This window comes from Bordetella genomosp. 2 (assembly GCF_002261345.1).
Lineage (GTDB): Bacteria > Pseudomonadota > Gammaproteobacteria > Burkholderiales > Burkholderiaceae_B > Bordetella_A.
In genome coordinates this window covers 358277-371049 of the sequence record NZ_NEVT01000009.1, presented here as the reverse complement: position 1 = coordinate 371049, position 12773 = coordinate 358277, and the positions used below count along the sequence as shown (strand labels likewise).

Here is a 12773-nt window from a genome sequence, read left to right as displayed (position 1 = left end):
CCTACCGGGCCGATGCGCTTATCGCAGCAGGTGTCTGACACTCCGCGGGACGTCCTGGCGCGCGCATGCAGCATGGCAAGGGGTGTCAGACACCTCTGGAGAAATCCAGGGCGATCCATTGCCCGGCGGCATTCAGTGGCCGGTCCAGTTGCGGACGGTCTCGGCGAAGCGCTGCGCGGCCGGCGCGAGCTCGCCGCGCCAGCCCAGCGCGAAGGGCAGCACGGGCGCGGCGGGGCGCAGCGGCCGATAGGCCACGTCGGGGCGCGGCACGCGCGCCATGCCGGCGGTGACCAGCCCCATGCCGATGCCGGCCGCCACCAGGGCGACCAGCGAGGTCATGGGCGTGGCTTCCTGGACGATGCGCGGGCTGAGGCCGGCGTCCTGGAACATGGCGATGACCCGGTCATAGATGCTCGGCCCCACGTTGCGCGGCGCGATCAGGAAGGGCTCGCCGGCCAGGTCGCGCACCGCCACCGTCTTGCGGCGCGCCAGGTGGTGCCCGGCCGGCAGCGCCAGGACCAGTTGCTCGCCCGCCAGTTCGGCGGTGGCCAGCCCGGGGGTGTACAGGGGCGGGTGCAGGACCGCGATGTCGACCGCGCCGGCGGCCAGGGCGCTTTCCAGCGAGGGGGAGTTCATTTCGGCCAGTTCCACCTGCACGCCCGGATAGCGCGCGCGGAACTCGCGCACGCATGGCGGTATCAGGCCGTACAGCGCCAGCAGGGTGAAGCCGATGCGCAGCATGCCTGTCTCGCCGCGTGCCGCGCGGCGCGCCTGTTCCTTGCCGGCGGCGGCCTGGGCGCACGCCGCGCGGGCATGCGGCAGCAGGGCGGCCCCCGCCGCCGTCAGCGCCACGTGGCGGCGGTCGCGTTCGAGCAGCATGGCGCCGATTTCGTCTTCGAGATTCTGGATGCGCGCGCTCAACGCGGGCTGGGTCAGGTGCAACTGCAGCGCCGCGCGGCGGAAATTGAGCGTGTCGGCCACGGCGATGAAGCAGGCCAGGGTGCGGATGTCCATGGGTGGCGGCTCGCTGTTGCTGATTAAGAAAGCTGATCAGAGACCGGTAAATTGCGATTGGACGCTGATCAGCATGGTGACCGATCATGCCACCGGCGCGGCTGGCGGACAACGCCGCGCCGCGAGTCTTCATAGGGGATCGACCATGCAATCACGCTTTCTGTTGGGCGCGGTGCTCCTGCCGCTGGCGGCCTGGGCCGCACCCTTGCCGGACTGGGCCGGCGCTATCGACGCCGGCACGCTGGCCGTCATCGCCGATGGCGATTTCGTCGCGCAGACCTACGCCGACGGCCGCCTGGCGCCGGCCGCCGCCGGCTGGCGCGACACCCTGGCCATCTGGGCGCGGCGCGACGGCCGGCTCACGGCCGGCCGCATCGAGGTATCGAACTCGGTCACCGCCGCTCCGGAAATCCTCGCCCTGGCGCCCGGCGGCGATACGGCATTCGTGCTCGAGCGGCTCGGCCAGCGCGATGCGCGCGCGCAGACGGTGCGCGACCTGCCGGCCGGCCACCGCCTGATGGCGGTCGACCTGGCCGACCCGCAGGCGCCGCGTATTGCCGCCACGCTGGATGTCGGCCCGCTGCCCGAGGCCCTGGCGGTCAGTCCCGATGGTCGGCGCGTGGCCGTGGTGGCCAACTCGCCCGACGACAGCCTGCTGTCGATCGCGCGCTATGAGCGGGGGGCGTTCCATGAGACGCAGCGCTTCACGCTGCGCGAGCTGGGGGTGGCCGGCACGGGCGCCGGGCCGCGCGGCGGGGTGACCGCCACCAATGTGCAATGGCATCCTTCGGGCCGCTATCTGGCGGTCAACCTCAACACCCTGAATCGCGTGGCTTTCTTCGAAGTGCGGGAGCAGCCGGCGGGCCGGCTGGCGCTGCACCCGTGGGGCGAACCGGTGGAGGTGGGGGCCGACCCGTTCGTCGGCCGCTTCACGCCGGACGGCGGGTACTACCTGACGGCCGACTGGGGGCGCGATTTCAGCGCCACCACGCTGGACGGCCGCGTGCCCCGCCGCGCCTCGTCGGTCAGCGTCATCCGCCTGGCCGAGCCGGGCGGCCCGGCGCGGCATGCGCGCGTGGGGCACGCGCAGACAGACGAGTCGTCCGAAGGCCTGGCGGTCAGCCCGGACGGCACGCTGGTGGCCACCGTGAACATGCGCAGTACGCCTTTCCCGCCGGACAGCCCGCGCTTTGTGCGCGAGGCGACCGTATCGCTGCTGCGCTTCGATGCGCGCACCGGCAGCCTGGCCAAGGTGGCGGACTACGCATTCGAGGGCGTGCTGCCCGAGGGAGCGAGCTTCGACGCGTCGGGCCGCCACTTGCTGGTGACGGTTTTCCAGTACCACGCCGGCGGGCCGGCGGGCGGCGGGCTGGAGGTGTTCCGGGTCGAGCGCGAGGACGGCCCGCGCCTGCGCCACTTGGGGCGGCTGCCCATGCCGCACGGCACTCACCACGTGGCGGTGGCGCGCTGAAAAAACGCTTTGCGGCGTGGTGAAACGTAGGACAATGTCCGGCACCGGCGCAAGCCATGTCCTGGAGCACCACGATGATCAGAAGCATGCGATATGCCCTGGCCGCCGCTGCGGTCTCGTTGGCGGCGGCGGCCGCGCCCGCCGCCGCGCAGAAGGTCATGAAGGTCGGCACGGAAACGAACGGCGTGCCGTTCTCGTTCCTGGACCCCGCCACGCACCAGATGCAGGGGTTCATGATCGACCTGATCCACGCCGTCGGCAAGCACGCCGGCTTCACGCCCAAGGTCGATGCCATGGATTTCTCGGCGCTGATCTCATCGCTGACCTCCGAGAAGATCGACATCATCGCCTCGGCGATGTACATCACCGACAAGCGCCGCCAGGTCATCGACTTCACCAAGCCGGTCTACACCTATGGCGAAGGCATGATCGTGCCGGCGTCGGACACGGAAAACTACCAGTCGTACCAGCCGTTCAAGGGCCGCATCGTGGGCGCGCAGGTCGGCACCGTGTACGTGGACTCGCTCAAGGCGTCCGGCCTGTTCAAGGAGGTGAAGATCTACGACACCATCCCGGCCATCATCCGCGACGTGAACGCCGGGCGCATCGAGGCCGGCATCGCCGACTACCCGACGCTGTCGTATTACCTGGGGCTCGGCCAGTTCCCGCGGACGCGCCTGGTGCAGAGCTACAAGGCGTCGCTGCCCGGCTCGATCGGCCTGGGGCTGCGCCAGGGCGAAGACGAACTCAAACAGCAGCTGCAGGCGGCGCTGGACGAGCTCAAGCGCAGCGGCGAGCTGGACGCGTTGTTGAAAAAATGGAAGCTGTCGTGACGCACCTGGTGATCAAGTCGGGCGGTCCGCAGGGGATGGTCGAATGGCGCAGGCATTTCAGCGAGCTGGCGCCGGGGTTGCGGGTCAGCGGCCGCGATGAGCCGCTGGCCGAGCCCGGTTCGGTCGGCTATGCCCTGGTCTGGGAGCCCGATCCCGGCTGGCTGGCTTCGCTGCCCAACCTGAAGCTCATTATCAGCGCCGGCGCGGGGGTCGACCACATCCTGGCCGACCCGCGACTGCCGGCCGGCGTGCCAATCGCCCGGCTGGTCACCGAGGAAACCGCCGGCGAGATGAGCGAGTTCGTGCTGGCGGCCGCGCTGGCCATTACCAAGGAATTCAGGCGGTTCGCCGTCAACCAGGCGCGGCGCCGCTGGGACACGCCGGAAGCGCCGCGCATGGCGCGCGACATGCGGGTCGGCGTCATGGGGCTGGGTTACCTGGGCGCCGCCACTGCCACATTGCTGGCGCGCAGCGGCTTTCCCACCGCCGGCTGGTCGCGCTCGCCGGCGCAGTTGCCGGGCGTGGCCAGCTATGCCGGCCCGCAACAACTCGACGCCTTCCTGGCGCGCACCGATATCCTGGTGTGCCTGCTGCCCGGCACCGAGGCCACGCGCGGCATCCTGGGGGCCGCGACGTTCGCGCGCCTGCCGCGCGGCGCGGCCGTGATCAGCGTGGGGCGCGGCTCGCACATGGTGGCGCCCGACCTGCTGGCGGCATTGGACTCCGGCCAGTTGTCGCAGGCGGTGCTGGATGTCTTCGAAACCGAGCCGCTGCCGGCCGATTCGCCGCTGTGGGATCATCCGGGCGTGATCGTGACGCCGCATTGCGCGGCCACGCCGACGCGCCGCGAGCGCGCGCGCTACGTGGCGGACCTGATCCGCCGCTGCGAAGCGGGCGAGGCGCTGCCGAACCTGTACGACCCGGCCAAGGGCTATTGAGGCTGCGGGCCGGGCGCGGCCTCGGCGCCCTGCAGCACCGGGGTCGACGCCGCAAAGTCGGACAGGTGTTCGAGCAGGGCCCGCACCTTGCGGGGCAGCTGCTGTTGCGGCCAGACCGCATACAGCACGCGTTGCGGCGTGCGCCAATCTGTCAGCAGGCGGCGCAGCCGCCCGCTGGCCACGGCGGCGCCGGTCAGCGTGCGCGGGCAGTACATGATGCCCAGGCCGGCCTCGGCCATGGCGACCATCAATTCCAGTTCATTGACCCGGCAGCGCCCGGCCGGCTGCAGCTCGATGCGTTCGCCGCCGTCGGGCGCCATGAAATACCAGGTCGCCAGCGGCTCGCTGACCAGCAGCGCGTGCTGCTCGAGTTCGCGCGGGTGGCGCGGCTCGCCATGCGCCGCCAGGTAGGCCGGCGCGGCCACCACGTCCAGCCCGAAGCCGCCCAGCCGGCGCTGGCGCAGCTTGGGATCGTGCTGGGGGCCGACGCGCACCGCCAGGTCGGCGCCGTGGCGCCACAGGTCTTCGTTGCGGTTGTCCAGGATCAGCTCCAAGCGAATATCCGGCCAGGCCGCCAGGAAGGAAGTCCAGGCCGGCGCCAGCAGGCCGCGCGCCAGGCTGACCGGCGCCAGCACCCGCAGCGTGCCCTTGATCTGGTTGAGATCGTCGTCCAGCGTGGCGGTGGCCTGCTGCAGGGCGGTCAGCAGCGGCCGGCATTGCTCGTAGTACTGGCGCCCTTCCGGGGTCGGCTTGAGGCTGCGGGCGCTGCGCAGCAGCAGCTGGCAGCCCAGCCGGGCTTCCAGTTTCTGCAGCCGGCGGGTCAGGGTGGCGGGCGGCAACTTCAGCCGGCGCGCCGCCGCCTGCAGGCTGCCATCGTCCACGATGGCGACGAACAGCGCCAGGTCGTCAAGCATATATTGCAAAAATGGAATTTAAGATTGAAATATTGGCTCTAGTTTCGGAAATAGCCAACATCTAGGATAGCTCCGTCATTCTTTACTCTCAAGGAGCTTTCCATGTCGTACGCAACCCGACTGCGTTTTATCTTCGCGCTCTTGATGTCCGGCCTGATGTCGATGCTGATGACGGGCTGGGTGTCGTGGCTGAACCTGGGCATGGGCCCCCACTTCGCCGGGCACTGGGCGCGCGCCTTCGTGGCCGCCTGGCCGGCCGCTTTCGTCATCGTGCTGGCGCTGGGCCCGGCGGTGCAGCGCGCCAGCCAGCGGCTGGTGGCGGCGCGCTGCGGCGGCCCTAGCTGACGAACTGCGGCAGATACAGCGAGATCGCCGGAAACAGGATCAGGAGGGTCAGCCGGCCGACGTCGCTGATGACAAACGGCATCACCCCGCGGAATATGGTCTGCGTGCTTACGCCGGGCAGCAGGCCGCGCAGCACGAACACGTTCATGCCGAACGGCGGGGTGATGAAGCTGATCTCGGTCACGACCACCACGATGATGCCGAACCAGATCAGGTCGAACCCCAGGCTTTGCACCAGGGGGTAGAACACCGGCACGGTCAGCAGGATCATCGACATGCTCTCGAGCACGCAGCCCAGCACGATATAGATGGCGCAGATGGCGAAGATCACCGCCAGCGGGCTCAACTGGTAGCGTTCCACCAGCTCCAGCAGGTCGGCCGGCAGCGAGGTGAAATTGATGAAGTTGGCCAGCATCAGCGCGCCGATCATCACCACGAAGATCATGCCGGTGGTCTTGGCCGATTCCACCACCACGTGCACGAACGTGCGCCAGTTCATGGTGCGGCGGCAGCAGGCGAACACGAAGCCCAGGAACGCGCCGATGCCGGCCGCCTCGGCCGGCGTGAACATGCCGGCATAGATGCCGCCCATCAGCATGGCGATCAGCGCCAGCACGCCCCACACCTGGCCCAGGGCCTGGCGGATCTGCGGCCAGGTGCTGCGTTCGCCCTTGGGGCCGGCGGCCGGATCGCGCCGCACCACCCAGCCGACCGCCAGCATGTAGCAGCCGATGGCCAGCAGCCCGGGCAGCACGCCGGCGGCGAACATCTTGCCGATGCTCTGCTCGGTGAGCAGGCAGTACACCACCATGATGATGGACGGCGGAATCAGGATGCCCAGTGTGCCGCCTGCCGCGATCGACCCGGCGGCCAGTTTCTCGCTATAGCCGATGCGGCGCATTTCCGGATAGGCCACTTTGGCCATGGTGGCCGCCGTGGCCAGGCTGGAGCCGCAGATCGCGCCGAAGCCGCCGCAGGCGACGATGGTGGACATGGCCAGGCCGCCGCGCCGGTGGCCCAGCACCGCGTGCGCGGCCGCGTACAGTTCGCGCGACATGCGCGACTCGGTCACGAAATTGCCCATCAGGATGAACAGCGGCAATACCGACAGCAGGTACTGGAACCCGCTTTCGTAGATCACCGAGCCGGCCATGGCATAGGCCGCGTTCCAGTTGCGCACCAGGCCCAGGCCGATGAACCCGACCAGCGCCATGGCGAAGGCGACCGGCACGCGCAGGAATACCAGGGTGAGCATGGCGCCCAGGGCGATCAGGGATTCGGTCATGGCGTATCGCTTCCTGTGGCGGCAACGGGGCGCAGGATGTTGGCGGCATGGTAGACGGCGTCCAGCGCCAGCAGCGCCGCCATGAAGTAGACGAACGGCGCCAGCGGGATGCCCAGCATGGCCGTCATGTCGCCGTAGCCGGCGGTGCTGGCGGCCTTGCCCCAGGTGACCCAGGCCAGGAAGCCGCTGACCACGGTGGCCAGCAGCGCGCCGAAGCGGTCCTGCAGGGCCACCGCGCGCGCCGAGAACAGATGGCTGAAGCCGTCCACCGTGATGTGGCCGCGCGCACGGGTCATCAGGGGGATGCTGGAAAAGATCACCGCGATCACCATCAGCTCGACCAGCTCGACCGAGCCGATGATGGGGTGATTGAACAAGTAGCGGCCGGTCGCGTCGACCACGGTCAGCAGGCTCATGCCGCACAGGCTGGCCACCGCGATGGCCTTGAGCACGGCCACGATCGCGCAGTTCAGGGTTTTCATGGTGTCCTCGCCGGAGCGGGCGCGGGCCGCGGCGCCGGGCCGCGCGCCGCGCCCGGGTGCGGTCATTGGCCGTCGAGCTGCTTGAGTTCGGCGCGGAACGCGGCCAGCGCGGCCGGGCCGTCGATGCCCTTGGCCGCGGCGGCGTCGAGCCAGGCCTGCTCGAAGCCCTGCGTGCGTTCGCGCACCGCGGCCACCAGGGCGTCGTCGGCCGCCACGACCTGGATGCCGCCGCCGTCCATCACTTTGCGGGCCGCGGCATCGTGCTTGTCCCAGGCCTTGCCGGCCAGTTCGGCCAGGTGCCGGCCCGACAGCTTCAGCACCGTGTCCTGGTCCTGCTTGGACAGGCGCGCGAAGGCGTCCTCGTTCATGATGATGGCGTGCGTATCGGAATACAGCCCGCCGGGGAACGTGGTGGCATGCTTGATGATGCTGTCCAGCTTGAACGACACCAGCGATTCCGCGGGGAAGAACACGCCGTCGACCACGCCGGTGCTCAGCAGCTCGTACGATTCGGGGGCCGGCTTGGCGATCGGGCTGACGCCCAGCGCCTTGGCCACGTCGGCGGCCATGCCGCCGCCCACGCGGATTTTCAGCCCTTCGAAGTCGCCGATCTGCGCGATCGGCTTGCTGGTGGTGAATGCGATGCCGGGGCCGTGCGTGTAGATGCCCAGCAGCTTCACGCCGCGGTGTTCGTCGGCCTTGAGCAGGTACTTCTCGTAGGTGTCCCAGGCCGCCACCGAGCGCGACAGCGCGGTATTGCCCGAGAACGGCAGCACCGCGAACTTGGTGAGCTGGAAGCGGCCCGGGTAGTACGAGTGCGAGATGAACGTGATGTCTACCAGGCCGTCGCGCACCGCGTCGAAATGGCCCGCCGGGTTGGTGACCGGCTTGGGCAGCAGGCGCAGCGTGACGCGGCCATCGGTGGCCTGCTCGATCTCTTTCGCCCACGGCATGATGAAGTCCGCTATCAAGGCGTGCGTGGGCGGCAGCCAGCTGGAAACGGTCAACTGCACTTTCTGGGCGTACGCGGGCAAGGCGGCGGCGAGCGCCGCGCCGGCGATCGCGAGTGTGGCCAGGGCTTTGATCATGAAGTCTCTCCTCGGGGTGGTCTTGGTGTTCTGGTTAGTGCCGGTGGGGCGGGGTCACGGCGCCTGCGCCGCGTTGTCCAGCAAGGCCGCCAGCGTGCCGTCGTGGCGAAAGCCCGCGGTGTCGGCGGCGGGCGTGGACAGCGGCGGCTGGCTGCCGAACTGCGCTTCGATGGCGGGCTCGGGCGCATAGCGCACCCGCGCGCCGGCCTGGCCGTCGCCGCGCGCCTCGAAGGCCTCGACGATCTCTTGCACCGACACATGCAGCGCGGGCAGGGTCCAGGCCGTGCGGTCGCCGGCCGGCTGCGTGGCCAGCCAGGCCGCATGCAGCAGATTGTCGATGCAGCGGCGGCGCGACATCAGCCATAGCGTGGCCTGCGGGCCGACCGGCAGCGTGCAGGGCTCGCCGGCCGCCAGCGCGCGGATCAGCGTGCTGGAGAAGGCGGACCAGGCGCCATTGGGCGCGGGCGGGCGCGGCACGATGCCGGGCAGCCGCACCGCGCGGGCGCGCAGGAAACCGCGCCGCGTGTAGTCCGCCAGCAGGATCTCCATGGCCAGTTTGTGCGCGCCATAGCTCAGGGCCGGCGCCGTCGGCGTGTGGTCGTCGACGCGGTCGGGCAGCGGCGCGCCGAATACCGCGATGCTGCTGGTGAACACCAGCCCGGGCGACTTGCCTTGCCGGCGCAGGTGTTCCAGCAATTGCAGCGAACCGGCCAGGTTGACCTGCAGGCCCAGCTCGAACTGTTCTTCGGCGCGCCCGCTGGCCACGCAGGCCAGGTGGAACACCAGGTCCGGCGCGGGGTCGGCGATGGCGGCCAGCACCGCCGGGTCGGCGAAACTGCCGGCAACGGCGCGCACGCGCGGGTCCGCGGGCGGGTCGTCCAGGGCCAGGTCGCACAGCGTGATGGTGGCCGGGGCGCCGTAGCCGGGCAGCTCAGGCAGCGCGCACAGCCGCTGCGCCAGCGCGCGGCCGATGTAGCCATTGGCGCCCGTGACGAGGATGTTCATGGCGTGTCCTCCGCAGCCAGGGCGGCCTGGTAGGCCTGGCGCCAGGCCAGGCCGGCCGACGTGTCGCCCGCCGGGATGTATTCGCAGCCGATCCAGCCGGCGTAGCCGTGGCTGGCCAGGGTGCGCAGTGCGCGCGCCACGGCGGGGTCGGCGGGGTCGGGCTCGTGGCGGCCGGCCGGGCTGGCGAATTGCACGTGGCGCACCAGGGGCAGCACGCCGGCCAGCGTCGCGTTCAGGTCCAGGCCCTCGCGCTGTGTGTGGTACAGGTCGAACTGCAGGCGCACGGCGTTGTGGCCGACGGTCGCGATGATGTCGGCGACTTGGTCGGGGCGGTTGTAGAAATAGCCCGGCACGTCGGCGCGGTTGAGCGCTTCCAGCGTCAGCGTGACGCCGGCCTGGCTCGCCAGGGCGGCGGCCTTGCGCAGGTTGTCGATCAGCGTGGCGCGGCAGGCGCCCGGCGCCGTGCCGGCCGGCGGCACGCCCGCCATGGTGTGGATCATGCCGCACTGCGTGGCCTCGCAGACCTGCAGCGCGCGCTGCAGGGCCTCGCCGAAATCGGCTTCGCGGCCGGGCAGGCAGGCCAGCCCCTTTTCGCCCGGCTGCCCGGGCGGGGTGTTGACCAGCACCAGTTGCAGGCCGTGGTCGCGCAGCATGGCGGCCAGTTCGCGCGGCGCCAGGTCGTAGGGGAACAGGATCTCCACGCCGGCGAAGCCGTCGCGCGCGGCCGCGGCCATGCGCTGCGCCAGCGGCAGCCCGGGGTACAGGAGCGAAAGGTTTGCAGCCAGTTTCATGAGGGTTCCTGGAAGGCGGCCGGCCCCGGCCGCTCGGGCCAGGCCACCCGCACGATGTCGGACAGGTCGGCCGCGCCCAGGCCCTGCGCGGCGGCGGCCCGGTAGCTGGCCAGCACGCCGTTCAGGCCGGCCAGTTCGGTGCCGGTGGCGCGCGCCAGCGCGGCCACGTTCTCGACATCCTTGAGCATGGTGGCAACCGTGCCCAGCAACTGGTCGACCGGCGCCGTCATGCGCGGCACGAAAATCTGCAGCAGGGTGGAATCGGCCCAGCCGCCGGCCAGCGCGCTGTTCAATGCCGCCGCGTCGATGCCGCTGCGCTGGGCCAGCGCCACGGCTTCGGCGATGGCATTGACGGTGCTGGCGACGATGGTCTGGTTGCACAGCTTGGCGACCTGGCCGGCGCCCACCGGACCCATGCGGGTGATGCGGCCGCCGTAGGCACGCATATAGGGCGAGGCCGCCTCGATGGCCTCGGCCGGCCCGCCCGCCATGATGGATAGCGTGCCGGCCTGTGCGCCGGGCACGCCGCCGGACACCGGCGCATCGATCCAGACGCGGCCGCCGGCCTGTTGCAGCTGCGCGGCAAAGCGGCGCGCCGTGTCGGGCGCGATGCTGGAGTGGTCCACCAGCCAGGCGCCCGCGGCGCGATGCACGCCCTGCGCGCCGAACACGGTGTCCTGCACGGCGCGTTCGTCGGTCAGGCACAGGAACACGCCGTCGCAGCCCTGCGCCGCTTCGGCCGGCGTGGCGGCCGGTTCGGCGCCGTCGGCCGCCAGCGCGCGGGCTTTTTCCGGGCTGCGGTTCCAGACCCGCACGCGATGCCCGGCCGCCAGCAGGCGGCGCACCATGGGCGCGCCCATCAGGCCGGTGCCGCAGAATGCCAGGGTCGCGCTCATTCTGCCTCCGGGGGTTCGTAGGGCCATTGCACGTTGCCGGCATGGGTCACCGCGCCTTCGTGCGCGGGCCGCACCAGCAGCGCGTACTTTTCCAGCGCGCCGGCCAGCCGCGGCTGCGGCGGCGGCGTGTAGGCGGCGCGGCGGGCCGCCAGCTCGGCGTCGTCCAGTTCGACATTCAGGGTATTGGCCTGCGCGTCGATGTGGATGATGTCGCCGTCGCGGATCAGGCTGATGGGCCCGCCGGCCGCCGCCTCGGGGCCGACATAGCCGATGCACAGGCCGCGCGTGGCGCCCGAGAAGCGGCCGTCGGTCAGCAGCGCCACTTTCTCGCCCATGCCCTGGCCATACAGCGCCGCCGTGACGCTGAGCATTTCGCGCATGCCCGGCCCGCCCTTGGGGCCTTCGTTGCGGATGACCAGCACTTCGCCCGGCTGGTAGGTGCGCTGCGAGACGGCGCGCATGCAGTCTTCTTCGTTCTCGAACACCCGCGCCGGCCCGGAGAACTGCAGCGATTTCAGGCCGGCGATCTTGAGCAGCGCCCCCTGCGGGCTGAGATTGCCCTTGAGCACCGTGACGCCCCCCGACGGATGGATGGCGCGCGAGCACGGGCGCAGCACTTCGCCGTCGGGATCGGGGGCGTCGGCCAGCGCCTGTTCCAGCGTGCGGCCGTCCAGCGTGGGTACGCTGCCGTCCACGTAGCCGCCCACCAGCAGGGCCTTGAGCACGGCGGGCACCCCGCCCACTTCGTGCAGGTCGCGGGCCAGAAAGCGCCCGCCGGGCTGCAGGTCGGCGATCAGCGGCGTGCGCTGGAACACCTCGGCCACATCGTCCAGGGTGTAGCGGATGCCCGCCTCGTGCGCGATGGCGGGAATGTGCAGCGCGGCGTTGGTGGACCCGCCGGTGGCGGCGACCGCGGCGCAGGCGTTGTCCAGGCTGGCCCGCGTGACCAGCTCGCGCGGCAGCGGGCCGCCTTGCGCCAGCGCGCGCATGACCTGCTCGCCTGCCCGCTGGGCGATGGCCAGGCGTTCGCTGTACACCGCCGGCATCATGGCCGAGCCCAGCGGCGACAGGCCGAGGGCCTCGGCCACCATGGCCATGGTGTTGGCGGTGAACTGGCCCGGGCACGAGCCCGCGGATGGCGTACAGGTGCGCTCCATGGTCTTGAGGTCGGCCGCCGTCATCGTGCCATACTGGACGCGGCCCACGGCTTCGATGGTGTCCAGGATGGTGGCCTGGCGGCCCAAGGCGTGCCCCGGCAGCGTGGCGCCGCCATACAGGAACACCGCCGGCACGTTCAGGCGCACGATGGCCATCATCATGGCGGGCAGCGTCTTGTCGCAGCCGGCGAAGGCGACCAGCCCGTCGTAGGCGTGGCCGCGCACCACCAGCTCGACGCTGTCGGCGATCGTCTCGCGCGACAGCAGGCTCATGCGCATGCCGGTATGGTTCATCGAGGTGCCGTCGGATATCGAGATGGTCGAGAAGCTGACCGGCACGCCGCCGCCCGCGGCCACTCCCAGGCGGGCCCGGTCGGCCTGCGGCGCCAGCGCCATTGAGCACGGCGTGTTCTCCCCCTGGGTGCTGACGATGCCGACGATGGATTTCTCCAGGGCGGCGTCGTCGAAGCCGGTGGCGCGCAGGAAGGCCCGATGCGGCGTGCGGGTCAGGCCGTGGGTGACCATGCGGGAGCGGTGCTTGTGCAGGGACATGC

The 12773-nt window shown here is 70.8% G+C and carries 13 protein-coding genes; 4 read left to right on the top strand and 9 right to left on the bottom strand.

Annotation, left to right across the window (positions count from 1 at the left end):
• Positions 1-132: 132 nt before the first annotated feature.
• Positions 133-1014, bottom strand: a complete 882-nt coding sequence (locus tag CAL24_RS23185; RefSeq protein WP_094808048.1) for a LysR family transcriptional regulator — start codon at positions 1012-1014, stop codon at positions 133-135.
• A gap of 145 nt (positions 1015-1159) precedes the next feature.
• Here CAL24_RS23185 and CAL24_RS23180 point away from each other — a divergent pair, with 145 nt between their 5' ends.
• The 3 genes from CAL24_RS23180 (at position 1160) to CAL24_RS23170 (ending at position 4256) form a co-directional block, all read left to right on the top strand.
• Positions 1160-2485 carry a hypothetical protein gene (locus CAL24_RS23180; RefSeq protein WP_141218110.1) on the top strand — a complete coding sequence of 442 codons (1326 nt, stop codon included), beginning with the start codon at positions 1160-1162 and terminating at the stop codon, positions 2483-2485.
• A gap of 86 nt (positions 2486-2571) precedes the next feature.
• Positions 2572-3318 (top strand): ABC transporter substrate-binding protein, encoded by a 747-nt coding sequence (locus tag CAL24_RS23175; protein ID WP_028354495.1) that lies wholly within the window; start codon positions 2572-2574, stop codon positions 3316-3318.
• Positions 3303-4256 (top strand): 2-hydroxyacid dehydrogenase, encoded by a 954-nt coding sequence (locus CAL24_RS23170; RefSeq protein ID WP_028354494.1) that lies wholly within the window; start codon positions 3303-3305, stop codon positions 4254-4256. Before CAL24_RS23175 ends, CAL24_RS23170 begins: the two co-directional genes overlap by 16 nt.
• Here CAL24_RS23170 and CAL24_RS23165 read toward each other — a convergent pair.
• On the bottom strand, positions 4250-5170 hold the full coding sequence (locus tag CAL24_RS23165; RefSeq protein WP_051439416.1) for a LysR family transcriptional regulator: 921 nt from the start codon (positions 5168-5170) through the stop codon (positions 4250-4252). The two genes, CAL24_RS23170 and CAL24_RS23165, sit on opposite strands and share 7 nt — an antisense overlap.
• Before the next feature lie 102 nt (positions 5171-5272).
• On the opposite strand from CAL24_RS23165, the gene CAL24_RS23160 reads away from it, so the two are divergent.
• Complete coding sequence (locus tag CAL24_RS23160; RefSeq protein ID WP_028354493.1) at positions 5273-5515, top strand: DUF2798 domain-containing protein; 243 nt, start codon at positions 5273-5275, stop codon at positions 5513-5515.
• Here the strand turns inward: CAL24_RS23160 and CAL24_RS23155 are convergent.
• From CAL24_RS23155 to ilvD, 7 genes are all read right to left on the bottom strand, one after another.
• Positions 5508-6800, bottom strand: a complete 1293-nt coding sequence (locus tag CAL24_RS23155; protein ID WP_094808045.1) for a TRAP transporter large permease — start codon at positions 6798-6800, stop codon at positions 5508-5510. The two genes, CAL24_RS23160 and CAL24_RS23155, sit on opposite strands and share 8 nt — an antisense overlap.
• Positions 6797-7282, bottom strand: coding sequence for a TRAP transporter small permease (locus CAL24_RS23150; protein WP_094808124.1), 486 nt, complete (start codon positions 7280-7282; stop codon positions 6797-6799). Before CAL24_RS23150 ends, CAL24_RS23155 begins: the two co-directional genes overlap by 4 nt.
• Positions 7283-7344: 62 nt before the next feature.
• A complete protein-coding gene (locus CAL24_RS23145) occupies positions 7345-8370 on the bottom strand; it encodes a TRAP transporter substrate-binding protein (RefSeq protein WP_094808044.1) in 1026 nt (341 codons plus the stop codon).
• 54 nt (positions 8371-8424) lie between these two features.
• Positions 8425-9375, bottom strand: coding sequence for an SDR family oxidoreductase (locus CAL24_RS23140; protein ID WP_094808043.1), 951 nt, complete (start codon positions 9373-9375; stop codon positions 8425-8427).
• Positions 9372-10166 carry a hydroxypyruvate isomerase family protein gene (locus CAL24_RS23135; protein ID WP_028354488.1) on the bottom strand — a complete coding sequence of 265 codons (795 nt, stop codon included), beginning with the start codon at positions 10164-10166 and terminating at the stop codon, positions 9372-9374. Before CAL24_RS23135 ends, CAL24_RS23140 begins: the two co-directional genes overlap by 4 nt.
• On the bottom strand, positions 10163-11062 hold the full coding sequence (locus CAL24_RS23130) for an NAD(P)-dependent oxidoreductase (protein WP_094808042.1): 900 nt from the start codon (positions 11060-11062) through the stop codon (positions 10163-10165). The genes CAL24_RS23135 and CAL24_RS23130 overlap by 4 nt, the downstream gene beginning before the upstream one ends.
• On the bottom strand, positions 11059-12771 hold the full coding sequence (gene ilvD, locus CAL24_RS23125) for a dihydroxy-acid dehydratase (protein ID WP_094808041.1): 1713 nt from the start codon (positions 12769-12771) through the stop codon (positions 11059-11061). The genes CAL24_RS23130 and ilvD overlap by 4 nt, the downstream gene beginning before the upstream one ends.
• Positions 12772-12773 lie beyond the last annotated feature (2 nt).

What these genes read in the sequence shown, in the direction of transcription:
- CAL24_RS23185 (WP_094808048.1), bottom strand. Translation starts at nt 1,014, where the DNA reads ATGGACATCCGCACCCTGGCCTGCTTCATCGCCGTGGCCGACACGCTC.
- CAL24_RS23180 (WP_141218110.1), top strand. Translation starts at nt 1,160, where the DNA reads ATGCAATCACGCTTTCTGTTGGGCGCGGTGCTCCTGCCGCTGGCGGCC.
- CAL24_RS23175 (WP_028354495.1), top strand. Translation starts at nt 2,572, where the DNA reads ATGCGATATGCCCTGGCCGCCGCTGCGGTCTCGTTGGCGGCGGCGGCC.
- CAL24_RS23170 (WP_028354494.1), top strand. Translation starts at nt 3,303, where the DNA reads ATGGAAGCTGTCGTGACGCACCTGGTGATCAAGTCGGGCGGTCCGCAG.
- CAL24_RS23165 (WP_051439416.1), bottom strand. Translation starts at nt 5,170, where the DNA reads ATGCTTGACGACCTGGCGCTGTTCGTCGCCATCGTGGACGATGGCAGC.
- CAL24_RS23160 (WP_028354493.1), top strand. Translation starts at nt 5,273, where the DNA reads ATGTCGTACGCAACCCGACTGCGTTTTATCTTCGCGCTCTTGATGTCC.
- CAL24_RS23155 (WP_094808045.1), bottom strand. Translation starts at nt 6,800, where the DNA reads ATGACCGAATCCCTGATCGCCCTGGGCGCCATGCTCACCCTGGTATTC.
- CAL24_RS23150 (WP_094808124.1), bottom strand. Translation starts at nt 7,282, where the DNA reads ATGAAAACCCTGAACTGCGCGATCGTGGCCGTGCTCAAGGCCATCGCG.
- CAL24_RS23145 (WP_094808044.1), bottom strand. Translation starts at nt 8,370, where the DNA reads ATGATCAAAGCCCTGGCCACACTCGCGATCGCCGGCGCGGCGCTCGCC.
- CAL24_RS23140 (WP_094808043.1), bottom strand. Translation starts at nt 9,375, where the DNA reads ATGAACATCCTCGTCACGGGCGCCAATGGCTACATCGGCCGCGCGCTG.
- CAL24_RS23135 (WP_028354488.1), bottom strand. Translation starts at nt 10,166, where the DNA reads ATGAAACTGGCTGCAAACCTTTCGCTCCTGTACCCCGGGCTGCCGCTG.
- CAL24_RS23130 (WP_094808042.1), bottom strand. Translation starts at nt 11,062, where the DNA reads ATGAGCGCGACCCTGGCATTCTGCGGCACCGGCCTGATGGGCGCGCCC.
- ilvD (WP_094808041.1), bottom strand. Translation starts at nt 12,771, where the DNA reads ATGTCCCTGCACAAGCACCGCTCCCGCATGGTCACCCACGGCCTGACC.